The 24101-nt window shown below is 41.3% G+C and carries 19 protein-coding genes; 6 read left to right on the top strand and 13 right to left on the bottom strand.

The window, feature by feature from the left end; all coding sequences use genetic code 11:
- Positions 1-72: 72 nt before the first annotated feature.
- The 4 genes from EL242_RS06045 to EL242_RS06030 all read right to left on the bottom strand — a co-directional run bounded on the left by EL242_RS06045 (position 73) and on the right by EL242_RS06030 (position 8107).
- Positions 73-4170: a translocation/assembly module TamB domain-containing protein gene (locus tag EL242_RS06045; RefSeq protein WP_126301904.1), complete on the bottom strand. Its 4098-nt coding sequence runs from the start codon at positions 4168-4170 to the stop codon at positions 73-75.
- A gap of 80 nt (positions 4171-4250) precedes the next feature.
- A complete protein-coding gene (locus EL242_RS06040) occupies positions 4251-6086 on the bottom strand; it encodes an autotransporter assembly complex protein TamA (protein ID WP_126301903.1) in 1836 nt (611 codons plus the stop codon).
- A gap of 11 nt (positions 6087-6097) precedes the next feature.
- Entirely contained in the window at positions 6098-6943 is an 846-nt protein-coding gene (locus EL242_RS06035) for a divergent polysaccharide deacetylase family protein (protein WP_126301902.1), read from the bottom strand.
- Positions 6944-8107, bottom strand: a complete 1164-nt coding sequence (locus EL242_RS06030; protein ID WP_126301901.1) for a peptidoglycan DD-metalloendopeptidase family protein — start codon at positions 8105-8107, stop codon at positions 6944-6946. It abuts the gene before it with no gap.
- A 167-nt stretch (positions 8108-8274) separates the two neighbouring features.
- On the opposite strand from EL242_RS06030, the gene EL242_RS06025 reads away from it, so the two are divergent.
- Positions 8275-8958, top strand: a complete 684-nt coding sequence (locus EL242_RS06025) for a 2,3-diphosphoglycerate-dependent phosphoglycerate mutase (protein ID WP_027074758.1) — start codon at positions 8275-8277, stop codon at positions 8956-8958.
- 150 nt (positions 8959-9108) lie between these two features.
- Here the strand turns inward: EL242_RS06025 and frr are convergent, their stop codons facing one another.
- Positions 9109-9666, bottom strand: coding sequence for a ribosome recycling factor (gene frr / locus EL242_RS06020; RefSeq protein WP_126301900.1), 558 nt, complete (start codon positions 9664-9666; stop codon positions 9109-9111).
- Between the two features lie 53 nt (positions 9667-9719).
- Entirely contained in the window at positions 9720-10436 is a 717-nt protein-coding gene (gene pyrH, locus EL242_RS06015) for a UMP kinase (RefSeq protein ID WP_126301899.1), read from the bottom strand.
- Positions 10437-10527: 91 nt separating this feature from the next.
- On the opposite strand from pyrH, the gene EL242_RS06010 reads away from it, so the two are divergent.
- Entirely contained in the window at positions 10528-12069 is a 1542-nt protein-coding gene (locus tag EL242_RS06010) for a phosphoethanolamine transferase (protein WP_126301898.1), read from the top strand.
- An 88-nt stretch (positions 12070-12157) separates the two neighbouring features.
- On the opposite strand, the gene tsf is transcribed toward EL242_RS06010, so the two are convergent.
- On the bottom strand, positions 12158-13009 hold the full coding sequence (tsf, locus tag EL242_RS06005) for a translation elongation factor Ts (RefSeq protein WP_126301897.1): 852 nt from the start codon (positions 13007-13009) through the stop codon (positions 12158-12160).
- Positions 13010-13104: 95 nt separating this feature from the next.
- Positions 13105-13824 carry a 30S ribosomal protein S2 gene (gene rpsB / locus EL242_RS06000; protein WP_006253501.1) on the bottom strand — a complete coding sequence of 240 codons (720 nt, stop codon included), beginning with the start codon at positions 13822-13824 and terminating at the stop codon, positions 13105-13107.
- Between the two features lie 336 nt (positions 13825-14160).
- Here rpsB and EL242_RS05995 point away from each other — a divergent pair, with 336 nt between their 5' ends.
- The 4 genes from EL242_RS05995 to EL242_RS05980 all read left to right on the top strand — a co-directional run bounded on the left by EL242_RS05995 (position 14161) and on the right by EL242_RS05980 (position 18648).
- Positions 14161-15189 (top strand): Fe(3+) ABC transporter substrate-binding protein, encoded by a 1029-nt coding sequence (locus EL242_RS05995; RefSeq protein ID WP_126301896.1) that lies wholly within the window; start codon positions 14161-14163, stop codon positions 15187-15189.
- Between the two features lie 153 nt (positions 15190-15342).
- The gene (locus EL242_RS05990) at positions 15343-16989 is read left to right on the top strand and encodes an ABC transporter permease (RefSeq protein WP_126301895.1); all 1647 of its coding nucleotides are present in this window, start codon (positions 15343-15345) and stop codon (positions 16987-16989) included.
- 9 nt (positions 16990-16998) lie between these two features.
- Positions 16999-18009, top strand: coding sequence for an ABC transporter ATP-binding protein (locus EL242_RS05985; RefSeq protein ID WP_126301894.1), 1011 nt, complete (start codon positions 16999-17001; stop codon positions 18007-18009).
- A 12-nt stretch (positions 18010-18021) separates the two neighbouring features.
- Entirely contained in the window at positions 18022-18648 is a 627-nt protein-coding gene (locus tag EL242_RS05980; protein WP_126301893.1) for a DsbA family protein, read from the top strand.
- A gap of 64 nt (positions 18649-18712) precedes the next feature.
- Here EL242_RS05980 and EL242_RS05975 read toward each other — a convergent pair whose 3' ends face one another.
- The 5 genes from EL242_RS05975 to era form a co-directional block, all read right to left on the bottom strand.
- Positions 18713-20203: a helicase HerA-like C-terminal domain-containing protein gene (locus EL242_RS05975; RefSeq protein WP_126301892.1), complete on the bottom strand. Its 1491-nt coding sequence runs from the start codon at positions 20201-20203 to the stop codon at positions 18713-18715.
- A 23-nt stretch (positions 20204-20226) separates the two neighbouring features.
- Positions 20227-20628 carry a hypothetical protein gene (locus EL242_RS11560; protein WP_232019661.1) on the bottom strand — a complete coding sequence of 134 codons (402 nt, stop codon included), beginning with the start codon at positions 20626-20628 and terminating at the stop codon, positions 20227-20229.
- 10 nt (positions 20629-20638) lie between these two features.
- Positions 20639-21880 carry an ATP-dependent RNA helicase RhlB gene (gene rhlB / locus EL242_RS05965; protein WP_126301891.1) on the bottom strand — a complete coding sequence of 414 codons (1242 nt, stop codon included), beginning with the start codon at positions 21878-21880 and terminating at the stop codon, positions 20639-20641.
- Between the two features lie 87 nt (positions 21881-21967).
- Positions 21968-22690: a DNA repair protein RecO gene (gene recO, locus EL242_RS05960; RefSeq protein WP_126301890.1), complete on the bottom strand. Its 723-nt coding sequence runs from the start codon at positions 22688-22690 to the stop codon at positions 21968-21970.
- 436 nt (positions 22691-23126) lie between these two features.
- A complete protein-coding gene (era, locus tag EL242_RS05950) occupies positions 23127-24044 on the bottom strand; it encodes a GTPase Era (protein WP_126301889.1) in 918 nt (305 codons plus the stop codon).
- Positions 24045-24101 lie beyond the last annotated feature (57 nt).

Below are 24101 nucleotides of genomic sequence, written 5' to 3'. Positions count from 1 at the left end.
GGTTTGCCATTCTACTATAAAGCAAAAAGGTTGTTAATGGCGAAACATTAACAACCTTTCATTCAGCCTTAACTAGAATAGCTCGTCAAATTCAAAGCGATACATTAAATCTACCGCTTGGTTAATACTTGAGACCCATTGTAAGTACAGCCTTGGCGTTAAATTGTAGCGTAAGGTTAATTCGGTAAGCGGTGCAAAAATGCCTACGCCATATTTCACTCGGAATTTAGGGGCAAGGCTGGCGCTTACCTCTACTTTGGTGTTATCACCGATACCTGCGGTAGTCACGCTTAAATCTTTGAGTCCGAAAGTACTACCAACATCACCCACCAATTTACTGCTTTTTGATAAGCTCATACTGAGTAATGCCGCAGCGACTGCATTACTAGAGCTTGCATCACCACTGCTTTCCAATGAGCGACCAGTTAAAATATAGGAAAGTGCCTCATTTTGCGACATTGCCGGATCAGAGAATACTTTTACCGTTGGGCTGTCTGCCAAACCCGTTACTCTCACTCCCGCAGTAATGGTCGGATCTTCCATTGCCTCCGGATTACGTATGGCTTCAATATCTAGGGTTGGCTGAGACGGTGAGCCGGCAAAACTAATATCACCTTTACGAATCAATAAGTCTTGCCCATAGGCAGCAAATCGCCCTTCACGCAAATGAACTTGCCCATAAAGCCCCAGCCCTTGTTTACCTTGTCTGACAGACAATAAGCCATTCACGTTACTGTTTAAACCATAGGCTTTGAGTTTGACATCATTACCGATGTTAATCTTAATATCTGCATTAATTGCCATTCCACCTGAGGTTTGAGCCGGAATATTACGTTGGCTAAACGGCACTTTATTTTTCACCGAGCCGTCCATAATCACCTCATCTCCACTTACACTGACCGCACTTTCAGGTAACTGCTCGACTTCAATTCTTGCCCAAGGGATATCCACATTTCCACTTAAGGTTAAAAGCGTTGGCGTTGCCGTTACTTGGATATCCGGGCTAACTGCCACTTTTGCGATATTAGGAATATCCACTTGGAAACGATTAGCTTGAGCGTGAATCCGTGTTTTCCACGCATTCAGATCTCGCCAGTCTGCATCACCGTCCAAGCGTAGCTCACTTTGTTTGGTTTGTAATTTACCGCTTAAAGTCGATGTTGCCCCGTGGAAATTCATTGCTAAATTCCCACCTGTAATATCAAACGGCATTGTAACAGAGCGAGCTTTTAACTCTGTAACGTTTAGATTTCCGTGCAATAACGGAGAGGTTGCAGTACCGCTCACGGTAAGACGAGCATTCACATTGCCATCAACCGAATCGCCCCGTTCAAGTAGCGGTCGAATCAGCTTTAAGCTTAATTGGTCAAGATGAATAGTGCCGGATAACGCACGAGCCTTACTTAAATCTTTCATCACTAAATCAGTCGAAAGTCTGCCGTTATTTTCGACCCTTAAATCAGATTTAAGGGTTAAATTATTGTCAGACATTTTCAGTTCAATTTTAAGCGGTGAAACGGTGAGTGGGAAACTTTTTCCCCCCTCCATTTTTTGAATAAATTTAATCGCATTAGAGGTTAAATCCAGATTCACTTGAGGCTGTTTGTTTTTAAACCAAGCTGCATCGCCTTTGGCATTCACAATCCCTGAAAGCTGGCTGTTTTTCTCCAAAAATTGTTGCAATACCGCTAAATCAAAGTTGCGGATTTCAAAAGGCACTTTGCCCTCTACACCTGCGTTAAATGCAGTCGGGAAACAAAGGTTAATTTTCCGGTTATGCCAACAATGTGCGGAAATATTGGCGTTAATGGCTTTATTGTCATATTTCACATTCACCGATTTATCTGCTTGGAATTGACCAAACTCGGTGGATTGAATCGAGACTTGGCTTAATTGCCCTTCCCAAATTTCTTTCAAGCGGTCAAATTTTCCGGAAATTTGCAAATCAGCACCAACCGGGTTGCCTTTTGCACTTAATTTCAAGCTATGATTTTCTTCATTTCCTTTTAGCAATAAAGAGGCATTTTCCACTTTGATTTCGTTATAGACAAATTGACGTAACCCCAAGGTTAAATCCCCTTGAATGGTTTTCTCAGTGGTAATTTTACCTTTTGCGGTTAAATTTTGCAGTTTAAATTGCTCATAGCCTACATTTGAGGCAACTAAATCTAAATCAATGTTAGGTTCTGAAATCTTACCCGATAATTTAGCATTACCATTCACGCTGGCTTTTAAGTTCGGTACTAACCCTTGCAAATTAGGCGCTTTAATATCTGCATAGAAATCAGATTTTTCACCTAACACGCCTTTTAAATCAACCTTATTTTCGCCATACACCAGCGATAAGCCCGGAACATCTAAAAGTTGTTGATGATCGGATTTTAAATTACCGCTTAAGTGTATATTTTTCTGAAATAATGAGCCTTTAATATCAATATTCGAGACGTCCGCTTTCCATTCGCTAGCTGAATTGCCCCGTCCTGCATAACCTTCGGAAGATAAAGAACCGGACAATACCGCCGGCCAGTCTGCCAGTAGGGATTTAGTGTTAATATGCTGAAGTTTCAAATTTGAACGCCACGCAACGCCCTCGCTCCAATCCACTAAACCGTCGATCTTCGCCGTACCTTCCAGCGTATTGAGACTTAAATCTTGTATATTAAAATGGGTTAATTCCCCTTTGCCAGTTAAACTAGCCGAGCTTGCAGGCACGCCCATTCCTTTGGCACTGACTTTAGCCTCCAAAGCGTAATCCAGGAGATTGCCATTAAGCCTCATGGCGATATTCTCTAAACTCAGCACATCACCATTTTGCTGAGGAGCAAACGGATAACGCATTGACTCACTCTTCAGCGATAAATCAAAGGGAGTTTTCGCCTGAGCCAGTGCAACATTGCCCTCCAACGAGGCGCTAATTGCACCAGCCGTCTTCACTTTTAGGCTGGTTTTGTCATATAGCTCACCGGAAAGAGTGGCTTCGATCTGATTGAACGGCAATTTTACTTTCGCCGTTTTTGCCTCGTGACCACTTAGCGTCCAACTTAGCGGATAATTATCTTGTAACGATAAAGAACCGCTTGCGGTTAGATCCCCTTGGTCGCTTTTGAAATCTAAACTTTTTAGGTTGATATGCTGATCTGTTGCTTGAGCCTGAAGCTGTAAAGATGCAACATTTAGCAATGAGATCGGCTCAATCAAATTCCCTTTTTCATCTTTAGCTTTTTGAGCAATCGCTACATTCGCAATATCAATCTGTTCAATATTGAGATCAAGAGGCAAACTAAAACGAAGGTTTTTATCCAATAACGGCTGTGCTAATTGTGCTTTAATCGCTGCCCAATCCACTTTATTATCCACCTGTTCGGCCTGTGCGACAGTTTTTCCCTGTAATTGGTGAAATCCCTCCACTACTTTTTCACCGGTTTTTTCCACCGCCTCTTGAATCACTTTATCAGCAATCTCTTGTGGGTTTGTCGCTGATAACGCCTCTGTTTTTGCATTTTTTTGTGCAAAATCGACCGCTTGTTCAGGGTTAGTTTCCTCTAACTTTAAGGCTAAAAGCAGATCCAGCCCCTCTAACTGTGTTGGGTGAACGGTAATAGCCCGCCCTTTACCGGAAAGTGCAGTGTGGAAATGATTAAGATGAATATCCATATCATCAACTTTGACCTTGATATTCTCTAAATTGATATTTTGAGCTGAAATCCCCAATGGCAAATTTAATTCGGTGAAAGGTTCAGTCTCTTCTTTTGGCTGAGAAGGAGGTAATTTAGTCGTATCAATCAACACCTCAGTATCTTTAAGGCTCAGATTATTCAAACACATTTCATAATGGAGCAAGCAGTTAAAACCAATATGCAGATCTGCTTGCCCAACCGTTACATTCACACCGTCCATCACAAATCGGGCATCAGAAAGCTGTAACCCATCTTGCAGGCTACCTTGCACTTGCCCAAGTTGTAATGGCTCTACGAATTTATCTACCCAGCTTAACACTTTACGTTGCCCATAACCTGTGCATAGAAAGAGAATTGCGAGTAAAAGTAGAATAAACGTCAGACAAAAGCCGTGCTTTAAAAAGCGCCATTTTGATTTTTTAGGCTGTGTTGTTTGTGGCTCTTGTGTTGAGTCGGTTTGATGTGTGGCTGTTTGTTTATTTTCGTCAGTCATAATCGTGCATACTTATGGGGTGATAAAAAGTAAACAAGCGGTCTGCGAAATTTTACTGAAATTCGACCGCTTGTTTGCATTTACAGATCGGAACCTAAACCAATATAAATTTGCATTCCTTTAGAATTATCTGGTGATTTTACCGGCGTAGCGACATCAAATTTAATCGCCCCGATAGGTGATGCCCAACGCACACCTAAGCCTGTACCGTGGTAGAGATCTTTAGTTTTGAATTTATTCGATGCCAAACCTGCATCATAAAAAATTGCGCCCCACCAATTAGGGTAAACCTGATACTGATATTCTACCGTGCCTGTGGCTAAATGAGAGCCTCCGACACGTTTACCATTACTTGGGTCACGAGGGGAAATATCCTTATAGCCAAAGCCTCGCACACTCATATCGCCACCGGCAAAATAGCGTAACGCCGGCGGAATGCGTTCAAATTGATTGGCTTTCAAATAACCCAATTCCGCTCTTAAATAGAACCGATGGTTATCAAAGTAAGTTCTCGCCCAAGATGTCGAGGCTTTATAACTATAAAAGTTTACATCTGAACCGACTGCACGACTCCCCCAGTTTAGCGTTAATTTTTGTGTATCCCCCCATAATGGGTAAGGCTTGCCATCTGTTCTGGTTCGATTCAATGATGCCGTTGGGTAAACTAATAAGGTTTTAAATCGATCATTAGCTTGAGTAAAAGAGTCGTAACGAGCTTTTAAGCCAACGGAAAATGACCAACCGGTTTCGTGCGTCCAGAAACGTTGTAGCCCAAGGGTGGCAGCGGTTGATTTTGTATCGTTTTGATCTTCGTTTTCTAAAGTGCCGGATAATTGGTAATAATAATGGAGCGGATCTTCTCTAAGTGGAATATTATAACCAAATTCAAATGTCTGCTCCGGCTTAGAAACGTACGTTCGGCTTTCAATACTATGACCTCGGCTATTTAACCAGGGTTTCTTCCAGTTAAGCTGTAACCGTGGGCCAACTTCAGTTTCGTAGCCTATCCCAATTTCCACCTCATTGCGTTTTTTAGGCTGAAATAACACATTTAAATCGACTAATTTATCCTGTTCATTTAAATGTGGCTCAACCATCACCGATGAAAACCAATTACTGGAAAGGTAATCTTGGGTTAAAATCGAAAGATCATTAGCTAAATATGGTTCACCGGAATGAATTTTAAGAATATTTTGCAAATATTCTTCTTTGATTTGGCTATCGACAAACCGGATTTGTCCATAATGGTAGCGTTTTCCGCTATCATAGCCTAAACGCCAATCCGCTTTATGATCGGTCGGATAAACTTCCAAACGGTGATAAAGCCAATGGCCGTCAAAATACCCCTTACTAAAAGCGGCACTTTCAATATCACCTTTAAAATTCTCATAGATTTTATGGTTTAAACGACTACCTTGTTTTGGGGCTTTGCTCACTAAATGAGTGAAATCTTCGTCCGTATTTTCATCGCCTTGTAACACAATATCGGTTTCATCAATTTTTACCGTCTCTTTATCTAGCTCAACATTTAATACTAAGAGTGGTTTCTTTCCTTCTTGAGGTAACTGCACAAATTGGTATTGGCTATTATAATAGCCCAAAGCTCTCAAAGCTTTATCTACTGTGGTTTGCACCAAATATTGATAACGATCTGAACCATCTGCATATTCATTGGCAATTTGATCTAAATATAGGTCTACATTTTTCTTGGCTTCTTTATCCTGAATGCCTTTTACTTCTAAGGTAACTAATGGCTCCACCTGTGGCTCATCATCACTATCCTCCGCTAATTTTTCTTGCAGATTTTCAACTCTCTCACGATCCACGTCAGACAGCCTTTGCTCTTGATTTGCTTGTGCCATTGAAGCAAAAGCCACTAAACAGCAGAATGTTAAAAAATGTAGTTTTGTATTCATTAGTAACCTTTTTATTCTTTTGGAATGCCACGCAAAAGTGGAATACTGTCATAAGGCGGAACAGAACTTAACGCAGGTTCTTGTTCAAACAGCATAATGAATGGTTTGTCCGGCACTGTTTTTTCATTACGCCACAAGTTTCCAACACTCACCAATTCAATATCTTGAGGTAGTTGTGCTAAATTTTGCTTCAGTACACTAATCGTATTCTTGCGAGGGTGTCCTATCACCACCGCTACCCCGTTTTTTCGTGCGTGATTAATTGCGTGTGCAAACTGTTTTTGTACATCAGCAAGCAGATCGCTATCATCTAAAAAAATGTCTCTCTCCAGCGTATTAATACCAAATTGACGAGCCGTTTTAGCCGCCACACTACTGCCAATAGTTTTACTGTCTAAAAAGAAAAGCGTATTTTCTTTTAACACTTTCATCAAATGTTGCATTGTAGCAGAGTCTGACGTTGCACCACTGCCCATGTGGTTATTTAAACCAATAGCATATGGTACTTGACCACGAGAAGTATGAATAAGTTTCCGAATTTTCTCCTCACTATCACCAATATGAATGCCCCCCTCTTCTATCGGCTGTTTCGATTTAGGCTCCATCGGCAAATGAATCAAAATATCCCGTTTTTGGCTATACGCCTCCCTTGCCCGTTCTGTTGCATAGGGTGCAACAGGAATAATCGCCACGCTCACCGCCTTGGGTAAGGCTAAGATTTCTCGATCTTCTTTTATTCGATAGCCCACATCGTCAATCACAATCGCCATTTGGGCTGCTTGTACAAGCGGTGTAAAAAGCAAAAACATTTGCAAAAAAATGTTAAAATTCAACCGCTTGTCAATTTGTTTAAACATCTATTTCACCAAATTTAGAGGATTAATCGGCGTGCCTTTACGGGTAACACCAAAATAGAGTGCAGAACGGCTTTGTCCTCCACTGTTACCAACCTTCGCAATAACCTGACCACCTTGCACTCGATTACCTTTGCTGACTAAAATGGATTGGTTATAGCCATAAAGGGAAATATCACCATTGCCGTGGTCAATCGCAACCATATTGCCATACCCTGCAAGCCATTGAGCCATTATAACTCGCCCGCTCGCCATTGCTCTAACCGAAGTACCGGCAGAAGCACCAATCACCACACCGTGCCAGTTATTACCAAATTTCGTGATAATATTGCCAGACACCGGCATCGTATATCGACCAGCCTTAATCGGTGTTCTCTCAACATTTTCCGTTGTTTTGGGCTGACCGGATTTTGCCTGTTTCTCCCGCTGTTGTTCACGTTTTTCTGCTTGCTGAGCCTCTCTTTGTGCTTGTTCTAATTGTTGTTTCAGTGCCTGTTCATTACTGCGTAAATTCTCTAATCGGCTTTGATCCTGCTCAAGCGTTTTATCGATTAAACGTAAGGTGCTTTCACGTTGGCTTTGTACTTTCTTTAAATCTTTCTCTTGTTTCTTTTGCTCATTAAGTTGCGTTTGATGATCTTTCTGCTGGCCTTTCAATTCATCACGTCTGGCTTTAAGATCAGCTTGGGTTTTACGAATTTCAACAATCGCATCAATGCGAATATTATTCATATGCTGATAATAAGCAGTCATTCTTTCCGCATTTTTTGCCTCTTCAGACATTAAACGCTCTAAGACCGAAGGGTTCACACCTGAACGATAGGCAGAATCCAACTGCTCTTTTAATTTTTCTTTTTGCTGTTTTTCCAACTTTACTAAACGGGCAATTTCAGTTTCAGTCGCTTTAATAGTCTGGCGAACTTCCGCTAAAGACATTTCGGTTTTTTGTAATTTATCCAACACCTTCCCCATTTCTACTTCTTGGTTTTTTAGGGTAGACTGCAACGCATTACGTTTTTGCTTTTGTTCATTAATTTTTGAGGTTTGCTGTTGGATTTTTTGCTGAATCTGATTAAGATTATTTGCAAAAGAAAAAGGGGTAGAAAAGCTTATTACCCCACTGAAAATAGCAGTCCAACAGTAAGAATTTATTCGTTTCACCAGCATACCTTTGTTTCTTCAAAATATTATTAAGGTTATATTCTAATCGGTTATTTGCTTAAGATCAGCTTTTTAGTGAAAGAATTTAACTATCTATTTCAAAATATAAAGAATTTTGCTATAAATAGCACAATTTCAAATCCATTAATTTTACTCAAAGCTAAGGAGTCATTATGCAATTAGTATTTATCCGTCACGGTTTCAGTGAATGGAATGCTAAAAACTTATTTACCGGTTGGCGTGATGTTAATTTAACAGAACGTGGGATCGAAGAAGCAAAATCTGCCGGTCAAAAATTAAAAGCAGCCGGTTTTGAATTTGATATTGCGTTTACATCTGTTTTAACCCGTGCGATCAAAACTTGTAACATCGTATTAGAAGAATCAGACCAATTATGGATCCCTCAAGTGAAAAACTGGCGTTTAAACGAGCGTCACTACGGTGCATTACAAGGTTTAGACAAAAAAGAAACTGCTGAAAAATATGGTGATGAACAGGTTCACATCTGGCGTCGTTCTTATGACATCTCTCCACCGGATTTAGACCCACAGGATCCAAACTCAGCACATAACGACCGCCGTTATGCTAACTTACCAAAAGATTTAATTCCAAATGCAGAAAACCTCAAAATCACCCTTGAGCGTGTGTTACCATTCTGGGAAGACCAAATTGCACCTGCATTAATTTCAGGTAAACGTGTATTAGTTACCGCACACGGCAACTCATTACGCGCATTAGCAAAACATATCGAAGGCATTTCCGATGCAGACATTATGGACTTAGAAATCCCAACCGGCCAGCCGTTAGTGTATGAACTAGATGATAACTTAAAAGTCATCAGCAAACGTTACTTATAATTGGTAAATTTCCAATAAAAAATGACCGCTTGTAGTGCAACACATTACAAGCGGTATTTTTTGTTGATTTTTTGCAAATGGCAAATATCAACAAAAATAAGGGCGGATATGATCTTGATCTGCACTCGCCCTTATCATTTTGAAATGAGATTAGAAATCTAACAACTCTTTCTCTTTTGCTGCCAATACTTCATCAACTTTTTTAATGAAGGTATCGGTGATTTTTTGAATATCTTCTTCAGCTTTGTGTTGTTCGTTTTCGCTGATTTCTTTATCTTTTAATAACGCTTTGATTTGGTCATTAGCATCACGACGAACATTACGAATTGCTACTTTGCCTTGCTCGCCTTCTGCTTTAACAATTTTGATTAAATCACGACGGCGTTCTTCCGTTAATGGTGGAAGCGGAACACGAATGGTCGTACCGGCAGAAGATGGGTTTAAGCCTAAATCTGAAGTTAAAATTGCTTTTTCTACCGCAGAGATTAAAGATTTATCAAATACGTTTACCGCTAAAGTACGGGCATCTTCAGCCACCACGTTCGCTACTTGGCGTAATGGAGTCGCAGAGCCGTAATATTCCACTTGAATACCGTCTAATAAAGAAGGTTGGGCACGACCTGTACGAATTTTCGCAATATGCCCTTTTAAAGCCTCAAGGCTTTTTTCCATACGATCTTGTGCATCTTTCTTGATTTCGTTAATCATTGATTTTTTATCCTTTTATTGAGTAAAACTGAGAGTTAAACAGAGAAAATAAATTATTCAGAAATAGTTGTGCCTTCTTCAGTGCCGAATACTACGTTGCGTAACGCACCCGGTTTACCCATATTAAAGACACGAATCGGCATTCCATGGTCACGAGCAAGCGTGAATGCTGCTAAATCCATCACTTGTAATTCATCTTCAATAACTTGTGCATACGTTAATTTATTATATAGTTTTGCATCTGCGTATTTTGCCGGGTCTTTATCATAAACGCCATCCACTTTAGTTGCTTTTAATACCACATCAGCTTCAATTTCAATACCACGCAAGCAAGCGGCAGAATCTGTCGTGAAGAACGGGCTACCTGTACCGGCAGAGAAAATCACCACACGTTTTTCACGCAACATTTTAATTGCCTCAGACCAGTTGTAAGTATCGCAAATACCGTTTAATTGGAATGCAGACATTAATTTCGCATTTACCTCAGCACGGTGTAAGGCATCACGCATAGCTAAACCGTTCATTACGGTAGCAAGCATTCCCATATGGTCGCCCACTACACGGTTCATACCTGCTTTGGCTAGTTTAGCACCACGGAATAAGTTACCGCCGCCAAGAACCACGCCAACCTCAACGCCTTCTGCAAGTAATTCTTTAATCTCTAATGCCATACGATCCAAAATAGACGGGTCGATACCAAATCCTTCACTGCCTTGTAAGGCTTCACCACTTAATTTGAGAAGAATTCGCTTGTAAATAGGTTTGCTCATTTTAATTGCCTCTTAACTGTATGGACTAAACACAAAATTACGTTATTATAGAACAATCCAACATAACGATAAACTAAAAATATTCACTACAATGAAATCCAAACAACTTTTCGGCATTCTTGCCGCTATTTTATTGGCAACTGCTGCCAGCTATTTAATGTTAATCGGCTCAGGCTTTTTTCCAAATCCTAGTGTCTTTGAAGTTATTTTTGGCGTATTCCTCATCATCGCTCTCGCCAGTTCTAAATGGACTTATTATTTACTCTTATTGCCAATCAGTATCGCTTATGCAATTTATACGCCGGTTGGGATAAAATTCGGCAAACCAACTTACGAATATATCGCCTCTATTTTTGCCACCGATATGATGGAAAGCAAAGAGTTTATTGCTCAACTGCCGATTTTAAATATTGCGGCAGGCATTGCGATTGTACTAGCGGTCATATTTTATCGAAAAATTACCAATCGCTATCAAATCCGTTTTTTACGCAATAAGACATTCGTGATTTCCGCTTTCGTATTAATGCTGTTTTCCCTTGCTCCGTTTAAATTCTTTCAAGAATTTTACCATTCAAGCCTAAAGGTAAAGAAAGAGCTGGAAGTGCTAAACAATTTAACTTTAGATTCGCAGTGGGGGCAATCAACACTTAGCTCAAACTCAAATTACGATGATTATGTTTTGATTATGGGCGAAAGTGCGAGAAAGGATTATCACCACGCTTACGGTTACCCTGCTCCCAATACGCCTTTTATGAGTTCGGCAAAAGGAACGTTGATTGACGGTTTGACTTCCGGCGGCACTAATACTATCGCCTCATTACGCTTAATGCTGACCAAGCCCGATACGGAAAAATGGGAAGCAAACTATGGGCTGACCTTAATTGATTTAATCAAATCTGCCGGTATTAAGACCTATTGGATCTCAAATCAAGGCTATTTGGGGAATTACGATACGCCGATTTCCTCTATCGGCAATAAAAGCGATGTCAAAATTTTCACAAAATCTGGCGATTCATTAAATACCAATGTGAGTGATTTTGAATTGTTACCGCACTTTGCTAAAGTGATTGAAGAACCGGCTCAAGGTAAGCGGTTCATCTTCCTACATTTATATGGCTCGCACCCAATTACTTGCGATCGCCTCACCGATTACCCGAAAATGTTTGACGATGACAAACTGCCAAAACGCTACTTTAATGTAAATTGCTATGTTTCATCTATCAAGAAAACCGATGAGCTGCTAAAACGGGTATATGATTTGTTAGTAAAAAACCAAGAAAATCACCAGCGTACATTCTCAATGGTTTATTTGTCTGATCACGGTTTATCGCACGAGGTTTCAAAAGAGAATATTGTTATCCACAACGGAAAGGATAGAAGTAAATTACACTACGATATCCCTCTGTTTAAAATTTCAAGCGATGATACCCAACGTAATGTCTATAAGGCCTTTAAATCAGGCTTAAACTTTACTAATGGTATTGCAAATTGGATCGGCATCGAAAATCCGTTATTAGATAAGGAAATGAATCTTTTCAACGGACAAAGCGATAAAAGCGATTATGGGCTAAAGAAAATCATTGAAACGCAATCTACCGTAGAAGATCCGGCGATTGCTATTCCATTAAAATAACACGAACTTAGGCTCAAAGAGCCTAGGTTTGCAAGCAACAAAAAAGCAGGCTTTAAACCTGCTTTTTTAGTTTCTAGTATCAGAAAAATTAAGCGTTACTGCCAGTGATTTTCGCTACTTCTGCTGCGAAATCTTCTTCTACTTTCTCAATACCTTCACCTACTTCTAAGCGGATAAAGTTAGAAACTGAAGCACCTACTGATTTTAAGTAAGCACCTACAGATTGAGATGGATCCATTACAAACGGCTGACCGGTTAATGAAACTTCACCGGTAAATTTAGCCATACGGCCTTCAACCATTTTTTCTGCGATTTCTTTTGGTTTACCAGAGTTCATCGCAATTTCAATTTGGATTTCACGCTCTTTAGCAACTACATCAGCAGAAACATCTTCCGGATTGACGAATTCAGGTTTGCTTGCAGCAACGTGCATTGCAACTTTCTTAAGTTCATCTTCAGAACCGTTACCTGCTACTAATACACCGATTTTCGCACCGTGTAAGTATTGAGCAATCGCTTCGCCTTCTAAGTATTGAACACGGCGAATGTTCATATTCTCACCAATTTTCGCAACTAATGCCGCACGTTTTTCTTCAAATTGTGCTTGTAATGCTTCGATGGTTGTACCTTTATTTGCAACTGCATAATCAGCAACTTCGTTTGCTAATTCTAAGAAACCGGCATCTTTTGCAACGAAGTCAGTTTCACAGTTCATTTCAACTAATACGCCAAAACCTGAAGCTACGCGAGCAAGGATCACACCTTCAGCTGCAACACGACCTGCTTTTTTAGCCGCTTTTGCTTGACCAGATTTACGCATATTGTCGATTGCTAATTCAATATCACCGTTCGCTTCAACTAATGCTTTTTTACATTCCATCATACCTGCACCGGTACGTTCACGAAGTTCTTTAACTAATGATGCTGTGATTTCAGCCATTTTAAATTCCCCTTATTTGATATAGTAAAACAGGCTCTCACCTGCCTAGAAATTTCATTGTTTAGGGCAGGTTAAAACCTGCCCCCTAAACTGAATTATTCCGCAGAAGCTTCTTCTGCTACTTCAACAGTTTCAACACCGCGACCTTCTTTGATTGCAGCAACTGCTGAATCTAAGTAAAGTTGGATAGCACGTGTTGCATCATCGTTACCTGGAATGATGTAGTTAACGCCATCTGGAGTTGAGTTAGTATCAACAATCGCAAATACCGGAATACCTAAGTTGTTTGCTTCTTTGATTGCGATATGTTCATGGTCTGCACCGATAACAAAAATTGCATCCGGTAAACCATTCATATCTTTGATACCGCCTAAGCTTAACTCTAATTTTTCTAACTCACGGGTACGCATTAACGCTTCTTTTTTAGTGATTTTGTCAAAAGTACCGTCTTGAGTTTGAGTTTCTAAATCTTTTAAGCGTTTGATTGATTGACGAACTGTTTTCCAGTTAGTCAACATACCACCTAACCAACGGTGGTTTACGTAGAATTGTTGGCTCTCTACTGCCGCTGCTTTAACAGCATCACTTGCCGCACGTTTTGTACCAACGAATAATACTTTACCGTTGTTGCTGGCAATGCGGGTTAATTCCGCTAATGCTTCGTTGAATAAAGGTAAAGTTTTTTCTAAGTTGATTACGTGAACACCATTACGAGCACCAAAGATGAATGGTTTCATTTTTGGGTTCCAGTAACGTGTTTGGTGACCATAGTGAACGCCTGCGTTAAGCATATCGCGCATAGAAACTTGTGCCATAAGAATTTTCCTTCAAAGTTGTTTGTTTTGCCACTTATGAACGGCAAAACGGGGTTTAGCCTCCACATATCCTAGAAAATCAATCTGTTAAAGACACCCCAATTCCTAGCTTGTGATATGTGTGTGTTTTAGTGTTAAAAAATAAATGTGTACGTTTTGCCTAAATAGACAAAACGGGGCGTATTATGCCAAAAAACAAACAATTTGCCAATTATTTTATTGCTCTCTTCGCATTACTAAATCAAGCTCAAAAATAAAAACCGTTCTCATTATTGACTAAAATCTCAACAGCGTTTAGAATTCTGCCACTTTAATAAAAAAATAAAAGGAGAACTCATGAAAAAAGCCCTTTCAACACTAGCTCTAGCTGTATCTGCTTTTACTTCAATGTCTGCATTTGCAGGAAACGAAGTAAATGTTTATTCCTATCGCCAACCTTACTTAATCGAACCGATGCTGAAAAACTTTGAAAAAGACACCGGTATTAAAGTAAACGTGATCTTTGCTGATAAAGGCTTGGTGGATCGTGTGAAACAAGAAGGCGAATTAAGTCCTGCCGATGTGCTTTTAACCGTGGACATCGCCCGTGTGATGGAAATCGTTAACGCTGGCTTGGCACAAAAAGTGGACTCAAAAGTGTTAGAGCAAAACATTCCGGCACAATTCCGTGACTCTAACGACCAATGGTTCGGTTTAACTACTCGTGCCCGTGTGATTTACACCTCTAAAGATCGCGTAGGCAAACTGCCTGCCGGTTTCGACTACCTAGATTTAGCCAAACCGGAATACAAAGGCAAAGTGTGCGTGCGTTCAGGTAAGAACTCTTACAATGCTTCACTCTTTGCGGCGATGATTGAACACTATGGTGTGGAAAAAACCAAAGCATTCTTAGAAGGCTTAAAAGCGAACTTGGCACAAAAACCGCAAGGCGGCGACCGTGACCAAGTGAAAGCCATCAAAGAAGGCATCTGCGATTACGCACTGGGTAACAGCTACTACTACGGCAAAATGTTAGACGATGAAAAACAAAGAGCCTGGGCAGAATCAGCAATCCTCAACTTCCCAAGTGGTCAATACGGTACACACAAAAATATCAGTGGCGTAGTGATTGCGAAATATGCACCGAACAAAGAAAATGCGGTGAAACTGATCGAATACCTCAGTGGTGAAAAAGCCCAAGGTTTATATGCAGAACTTAACCACGAATATCCGGTGAAAGAAGGGATTGAGCCGTCTAAACTGGTTAAAGGTTGGGGAACTTTCACTGCCGATACTATCAAACTGGAAGACATTGCGAAAAACTATGAAGCCGCATTGAAACTGGTTGATGAAGTGAAATTTGACGACTTCGAGCAGAAAAAATAATCGGCTGACAAGCGGTTAATTTTAGCCAAAAATTTGCAAATTTTTGCTAAACTATGACCGCTTGCAAAAGGACGCTGCGGCGTCCTTTTTGTATTTTAGAAAAATATTAAACTCTGCAGATTTGGCAACAATGAAAACGGAGTCATTCAAAAAATGAAACAATATCTTAGCTGGAAAACCCTCGCTATTCTGATTACGCTGATTGTGCTTCTGCCCTTGCTTGCCATTGCCTACCACGCATTCGGCGGCGAGTCTGAGAATTTAGCACATCTTTGGCACACGATGTTGCCGACCTATATTCAAAATTCCGCTCTGTTAGTGTTGGGAACTATTATCCTTGCTCTCTTGTTTGCTCTACCAACCGCTTGGATAGTGGCAAATTACCAATTTTGCGGGCAAAAAACCTTACAATGGCTACTTTGCCTACCACTGGCAATGCCGGCGTATCTGATTGCTTACCTTTATACCGATTTGCTGGATTATTCGGGCAGTTTTCAAGAAATGCTACGCCATCTTTTCGGCTGGCAGACACCGCAAGATTACTGGTTTCCGCAAATACGCACCCTCTACGGTGCTTGCTTTGTATTGGCGTTAGTGCTTTACCCTTACATTTTCCTGTTGGTACGAGTCGCGTTATTAGAACAATCTGAAAACCTCACCCACAGTGCGAAAATGCTCGGGGCAAGCCCGATGCAAATTTTCCGCCGCATCACCTTTCCGCTGATCCGCCCTGCGATTGCAGTCGGCATTGCACTGGTGGCAATGGAAACGCTCGGCGATTTCGGCACCGTTGCTTATTTTGCCGTTCCCACACTCACCACTGCCATCTACGACTCTTGGCTTGGCTATCACGATCTTGGCACAGCAAGCCAAATTGCGATTTTTATGCTACTGATGATCTTCCTGTTTTTAAGCCTAGAACAATACAGCCGCCGCAAACAAAAAAGCTATCAGCGTGGTTATGAGAAAAAATCGGCATTTAAAACATTACACGGCTGGAGATTAGCTCTTGCGCTCGCTTGGTGCTGGGGCTTGCTCGCCCTTGCTTTTTTTATTCCGTTCGGGCGTTTGCTCTACTGGGCGTATGACTATTTCGAGCAGTCGTGGAATTTAGACTTTGTGCAATTTGCTCTCAATAGCCTGAAAGTATCGATCATCGCTTCTATCATAACGGTCGTTTTCGCCTTAATTTTGCATTTTGCCAATCGTCTCTCTTTTGGTAAATTTTCAGCAAAATCGACCCGCTTGTCGTTGCAACTTTCCTCGCTCGGCTATGCTATACCCGGTACAGTGCTTGCCATCGGCTTGCTCTCGCCCTTAACTTTTGCCGATCACCAACTGCACGCGTTGCTCAAAAACCTTGAACTTTCCCCTGTCGGTTTAATTTTCTCCGGTTCGCTGTTCGCACTTGTGCTTGCTTATACGGTTCGCTTTTTAGCAATGGCGATTGGTAGCCTTGAAACCTCGCTTGCCAAAGTCTCGCCATCGCTAGATATGGCAAGCCAAACGCTAGGTAAAAGCGGCTTCACGATGTTTAGCAAAATCCATATCCCTCTGATTTATAAAGGGATTTTAACCGCCGGTTTAATGGTCTTTATCGAAAGTATGAAAGAGCTGAACGCCTCGCTCCTACTACGTCCGTTTAATTTTGATACGCTCGCTACTCACGTTTTTACTTTCACTTCTGACGAACAGTTAGAACGTGCCGCACTGCCGGCAATTGTGCTGGTAGTGGTGGGCTTACTGCCGGTGATTTGGTTGACGAGATCGCTTATTTCGCAATCGGAAAAGGAAAGATAAAGGAATTTTATGTCTGTTTTAACTATTAATAATCTGAATCTTAATTTTGGCAATACCGCAGTGTTACAAAATCTTCACCTTGCGGTAAACCAAAATGAAATTATCTGCCTGCTTGGAGCGAGCGGTTGCGGCAAAACCACGCTGTTAAAAGCGATAGCAGGATTGCTGCCGATTGAGCAAGGTGATATTCATTTGAACGGCAAATGCCTGAAAAGCAAGGCGGTGGAAGATCGCCAAATCGGGCTGATTTTCCAAGATTACGCTCTCTTTCCACATTTAACGGTGGCGGAAAATATTCAATTCGGTTTAGCGAAATTGCCTAAAGAAGAGCAAAAAAACGTCACTGAACAGATGCTTTCCGTAGTACATCTGCAGGGGTTTGAATCCCGTTTTCCGCACGAGCTTTCCGGCGGTCAGCAACAACGAGTGGCGATTGCCCGTGCTTTGGCGTGTAAGCCACAATTACTCTTGCTAGACGAACCCTTTTCCAACATCGACAGCCAAACTCGTTATGCGATGATCCAAGAGATCAAACAAATTTTGAAAAGCCAGCAAGTGCCGGCAATTTTTGTGACTCACAGCAAAGAAGAAGCCTTTGCCTTTGCCGATAAAATTGCGGTGATGGATAAAGGTAAAATCGTGCAATTCGGCAAACCAAATGAGCTGTATCACGCCCCGGTGAATCCTTTTGTAGCGGATTTTTTAGGTGGCACAAACTACCTCAGCTGTAATGTAACCGAAGACAAAGTGTTGTTTAGCCCGATTGGCGAATTCCGCCTGTTTCCGGAAATGGAAATCAGCAAAGGACGCTACCAGTGGTTGCTCCGTCCTGAACAACTGATTTTAAAACCGAACCAATTAGGGTTAGGGAAAGTGGTCGGCAAGCTGTTTTTAGGGCTGTATTATCGCTACCAGATTGCCATCAACGGCATTGAAATCACCGCGTATCAAAATCAGGAATTGAAAATTGGAGACCAAGTTGAAGTGGGCTTCCAAGTCAGGGAATTTATCTTATTTTAAATCGGAGACACTATGAAAATTGAAGTTTGGTCAGATTTTGCTTGTCCGTTTTGCTATATTGGCAAACGCCATTTAGAGCAAGCCTTAGCCCAATTTGAAGGCAAGGTTGAGGTTATTTTTCGAGCTTTCGAGCTTGATCCACACGCCAATGGCGAACCGGAAGCCAATATTCAGCAACGCTTAATGCAGAAGTATCAAAAAACTGCCGAGCAAGCGAACGAGATGATCGATTATGTGGAAGAAGCCGGTAAACAAGCCGGAATTGACCTGCGCTATAGTACAACACAATACACCCGCACTTTTGAAGCACACCGTCTAGCTAAATTTGCTGAAAGCAAAGGATTGGGCGAAGCGATGAGCGAGCGACTGTTTAAAGCCTATTTTACCGACAATATCATTTTGGCAAAACGCACTCAACTTATCGACTTAGCGTTAGAGCTCGGTCTAGATCGTGATGAAGTCGCTCAATTACTGACCGGCGATGATTTTGGGCACGAAGTAAGGGAAGATGAACGTATGGCTCACCGCTATGGCATTAATAGTGTGCCGTTTTTTGTGATTGATGAAAAGCTTGGGGTATCAGGGGCTCAGCCACCTGCTGTATTACTTGATGCGATAAAACAAGCATTGCAAAAATAATCCAAAAAAAGACCGCTTGTTTGGTATATAAACAAGCGGTCTCATTCTTATTAAAATTTACCAATTACTTTTTCGTAATCGCCCCTAGAATGCCACGCATAATCTGTTTGGTTACTTGGTTACGTAGATTTCTGCCCACCGATTGAGCCACTTGGCTCACCACTTGTTCAGTAATGGACTGATCTTTTTTCTTTTTCGAGCCGAAAATAGAAGAAAGAATACCGCCAAAGAAATCGTTATTTTCTTCCTCTGCTGCCGCCTGCTCCGCTTTTACCGCTTCTGCTTTGGCATTCAGCATTTCAAAGGCTGATTCATTATCCACATATTGGCTATAGTGGTGATATAAATCATCTTGTTTAACCAAACTATCACGCTCAGCGGTTGCTAGCGGTGTTAGTTGGCTTTTTGGCGGATAAATATAAGCAATCTCAACCGGTGTCGGCATTCCTTTTTCATCAAGCACAGAAACCAATGCTTGTCCGACTCCAAGCTGGGTAATGGCTTCCACTACATTGACCTCTTTATTGGCTCGGAACGTTTCCGCTGCTGCTTTTACAGCTTTTTGATCACGAGGTGTAAACGCTCGTAACGCGTGTTGAATTCGGTTACCTAGCTGCCCTAACACAGAATCCGGTAAGTCCAATGGGTTTTGGGTTACAAAATAGACCCCTACACCTTTTGAACGAATTAAGCGAACCACTTGTTCAATTTTATCGACCAACACTTTTGGTGCATCATCAAACAGTAAATGGGCTTCATCAAAGAATAATACGAACTTCGGTTTTTCAGGATCGCCTACCTCAGGCAAATTCTCAAATAGCTCTGCCATAAACCAAAGCAAGAATGCTCCATACATTCTTGGCGAATTAATCAATTTTTCGGAATTTAAGATATTGATAACACCACGGCCGTTACGGGTTTGGATCCAATCGTGTAAATCTAATGCTGGCTCACCAAATAAGTTACTTGCTCCTTCATTTTCAAGGGCTAATAAAGCTCGCTGAATTGCCCCGACACTTGCGGCGGAAACATTGCCGTATTCCACTTGAAATACTTTCGCATTGTCGGCAACAAATTTTAATAACGCACGCAAGTCTTTTAAATCAATCAGCATTAAGCCTTTATCATCTGCCACACGGAAAACAAGGTTTAATAGACCTTCTTGAGTATCGTTTAAGTTAAGTAAACGGGAAAGCAACATCGGCCCCATTTCGGAAATCGTGGTGCGTAGCGGAATGCCTGACTCGCCAAACACGTCCCAAAACGACACCGGATAACCGTTTAAGTAATCCTCTCCACCTAAGTTGAACATCTCTATACGTTCTGCAATTTTTCCGGAAAAACTGCCCGCTTGTACTAAACCTGAAAGGTCGCCTTTTACATCCACTAAAAACACCGGCACGCCGTCATCACTGAAGGCTTCCGCTAATTTTCGTAACGTAACGGTTTTACCTGTCCCCGTCGCCCCAGCTACTAAACCGTGTCGGTTAGCCATTTTTGAGTTAAGTGAAATCACTTCACCTGATTCAGTTTGAGCAATATTATATAAACTCATATTTGATTCTCTTTTGTCTAAAATTAACTTTTAATGCCAATGCGGAAACCTCTTTCCCAGTTGTGATAATAATGGGAAGGTAGATCTTTTACATTATAGCCACAATATTGGCTACGTTGTTGCAACATTTGGTTTTTCTGTGTACGGAAAGACTTCCCGACACGGTAGCCATCTAAATACCAATCATCACTGTCTTTACAAGCGGTCGTATTTATTCGCTTATTTACAACTGTTTGATTAACGATTTTTGTTTTATTTTGTGCTGCTTCGATACTTGGTTTCATTCTTACAGCTTGTTCTTTTTTAGCCGTAATCTTAACTGATGAATGGCGATTAGCCGATTCTGCCGAAGAGAACCAATCCTCTTCAAATTGCTCTAAGCTCTTACAGCCGGTCAGTAATACCAAACAACATAGGTATTTCAAAAATTTCATTTTATTTATTAAAACCATTACGATTATTTTTCTTCGCTACAAAAGGGCTTTTCGTTCTTGGTCGGTTTACTTTAGGTAAATCAAGTAAGGACTCTTTATCATATTGACTGACCGGAATTTGGTGTCCGATATACTCTTCAATCGCTGGTAAATTGACCGCGTAACGCTCACAAGCAAAGCTGATTGAATGCCCACTCTCACCTGCTCGACCTGTTCTACCAATACGGTGAACGTAATCTTCTTTATCGTCCGGTAAATCATAATTAAACACGTGCGTGACATCCGGAATATGCAAACCACGAGCCGCAACATCTGTTACCACTAAAATATCCAAATTGCCCTTGGTGAAATTATCCAGCAAAGAAAGGCGTTTTTTCTGAGGAATATCGCCGGTTAGCATTCCAACCCGATGTCCGTCTGCCGATAAATATTGCCAGATCTCTTCGCATTTATGCTTGGTGTTGGCAAAAATCATACAACGCTCCGGCCACTCTTCCTCAAGCAATGTCAGCAATAATGCCATTTTGTCTTCATTAGAGGGGTAAAACAGTTCTTCTTTAATGCGATGTCCTGTGCGTTGCAGCGGTTCAATTTCGATATATTCCGCATTATTCATATCTTCATAAGCAAGTTCCCGTACTTTTGCCGAAAGCGTTGCCGAAAAGAGCAAAGTTAAACGCTCTGAAGGCTTAGGTGCTTTTCGCATTAAATAACGGATATCTTTAATAAAACCAAGATCAAACATTCGATCTGCTTCATCTAGCACAATCACTTGAATTTTGTCTAAATTAATAATGCCTTGTTTTACATAGTCAATCACTCGACCGGTTGTACCGACAAGAATATCCACGCCTTTTTCAATTTCTTGAACTTGTTTGTCGTAACCATCACCACCGTATGCCAAAGCTAGTTTTAAATCAGAATGTTTTAAAAACAGTTCGGCATCTGCCCCAATTTGAACCGCCAATTCACGGGTTGGGGCAAGAATTAATGCTCTCGGCTGATTTTTTGACGTTTCGATTTCGTTATTCAATAAATGGTTAAAAGTTGCAATCAAAAAGGCAAGCGTTTTCCCTGTGCCTGTTTGGGCTTGCCCTGCAATATCTTTGCCTTTCAGCGTAATCGGAAAGGTTTTTGCCTGAATCGGCGTACAAAACTCAAAGCCTTTGCTATCAAGGGCATTTAGTACATTAGCGTGAATCGGGAAGTCAATAAAGCGGTGTTCGGTAAGATGATTAGACATAGTATTTCCTTGATAATTGTGATGTGACAAGCGGTCTTTTTTACACATTTTTTTGCAAAATAGCATATTGGGCGTTTTTTCTCAAATTTAACCGCTTTTGAGTCTATTCGGCAAAATGGATTGGAAAAGCTCTCGGCTTTTCAGCGGTTGTGACCCTAAATAGGGCTTTAATGCAATTCGGGTAAAACGTTTTGCCGCTTGCTGAGTACTTTTTTCTGAAAAATCCAACTGAGCAAACGCTAATAAATCACTGCCTAAAAAGCTCTGGTTATTCTGTAATAATGAGGCGATAAAGCCCTGATTTTCCTGAAATAGATAGGTCATTTTCGGATCAACCGGCAAACCGGTTGCCGCACAGTGCGTAAAATCCACCCCATAACCCAATGCTTTTAACGTATGAAATTCAAAGGTGCGTAAAATCGGCTCAATCTGCTTTTGTGTGGCAAGCTCGGTAATGCAACGTAAATAATGCTGAAATAATTCAGGGTAAGCGGTCTGATTTTCCAATACTCTTGCAAGTACCTCGTTGATATAAAACCCACTATAAAGCGAAAGCGTTTCCATCGGCAATGTTAATGCTGCCGGCTCCGCTTTGGTTAAGGTTTTCAGCTCCCCTTTACCGGACCAACGCAACAACAACGGCGTGAACGGCTGTAAAACCGCTTTCAACGGCGAACGTGGACGCCTCGCCCCTTTCGCCAGCAAGGTTATTCGCCCGTGATATTCGGTAAAAAACTCCACCAGTAAACTGCTTTCGCTGTATTCTCTGCGGTGGAGTACAAAGGCTCGTTGCCATTGATCTGTGGTCATAATTGATTCCGACTATATGTCACTTTCTTTGCTTCGCCAAAGAAAGTAACCAAAGAAAGGCGACCCTACTTCACCGCTATCTTCGCTTGATTTGAATTTGCTTAACGAAAAAATTCCAAACTCGCCGCTTTGCTGCTCAAACAAGGAATTTTTCCTACAAATTCAAAGTCGCTCAGGCGGTTCAGAAGGGAACCCGCCACAGCATCATTTTGCAAAATTTTTCAAAAAACTACCGCTTGTATAGTCGGATCGGGTTCCCTTCTGAGTTGCCCGAACGACTTGAAATTTTTAAGAAAATAACCCGAGCGAGAGCGTAGCGAACATCAGGGTTATTTTTCGTTAAGAAAATTTCAACCAAGTGAGGATAGCAACGAAGCAGGGTGTGCTTTCTTTTGGTTACTTTTCTTTGCACAAGCAAAGAAAAGTGACAAAAAAGCTACTCATCCATATACCCTAAACTCCGCAATGCTCGTTCGTCATCTGCCCAGCCGGCTTTGACTTTCACCCAGAGTTCAAGGTGGACTTGGTTATCGAATAAACGCTCCATATCTTTACGGGCTTCAATGCCGATGGTTTTAATTTTCTGACCGCCGGCACCGATCACCATTTTTTTCTGTCCGTCTCGTTCCACTAAAATTAAGCCGTTAATTTCGTAAACGCCACGTTCATTCATTTTGAATTGCTCGATTTCTACCGTCACAGAATAAGGCAATTCCTCGCCGGTGAAACGCATTAATTTTTCACGGATGATCTCTGAGGCCATAAAGCGTTGAGAACGGTCTGTCACATACTCTTCCGGGAAATGATGAACGCCTTCACGCAACGATTTACGCACAAATTTCTGTAAAATATGCACGTTTTTACCCCGTTGTGCCGAAATTGGTAGAATTTCCGCAAAATCAAATTTTTGTGAAAGTTCGGTAATATGTGGCAGTAACTCTTCCTTTTCTTTGATGTTATCCACTTTATTAATTGCCAATAAAACAGGGGCTTTCGCAGAACGGAGTTTATTTAGCACCATTTCATCATCTTCCGTCCATTTAGTGCCTTCCACCACAAAAATAATTAAATCTACATCGCCAATCGCCGAGCTTGCAGCACGGTTCATTAGGCGGTTAATGGCTCGCTTTTCTTCAATATGTAACCCCGGGGTGTCCACATAAATTGCTTGGTACTGATCTTCGGTGTGAATCCCCACAATACGGTGACGGGTTGTTTGTGCTTTGCGTGAGGTAATCGAGATTTTTTGTCCTAAAATTTTATTTAAAAGGGTCGATTTCCCCACATTCGGGCGACCGACAATCGCAATAAAACCACAATAGGTTTTTGCAGGAGTTTGAATTTGTTCTGTCATTTTGTTTTCCTTTCATTCTGTGGAATGAATTTGATGGTGCAAGCGTCCACGCTTGTA

Source organism: Mannheimia haemolytica, assembly GCA_900638155.1.
GTDB classification, from domain to species: Bacteria; Pseudomonadota; Gammaproteobacteria; order Enterobacterales; family Pasteurellaceae; genus Mannheimia; species Mannheimia glucosida.
The sequence above is the reverse complement of the archived record's forward strand: the minus strand, read 5'-3'. Positions and strand labels throughout refer to the sequence as shown.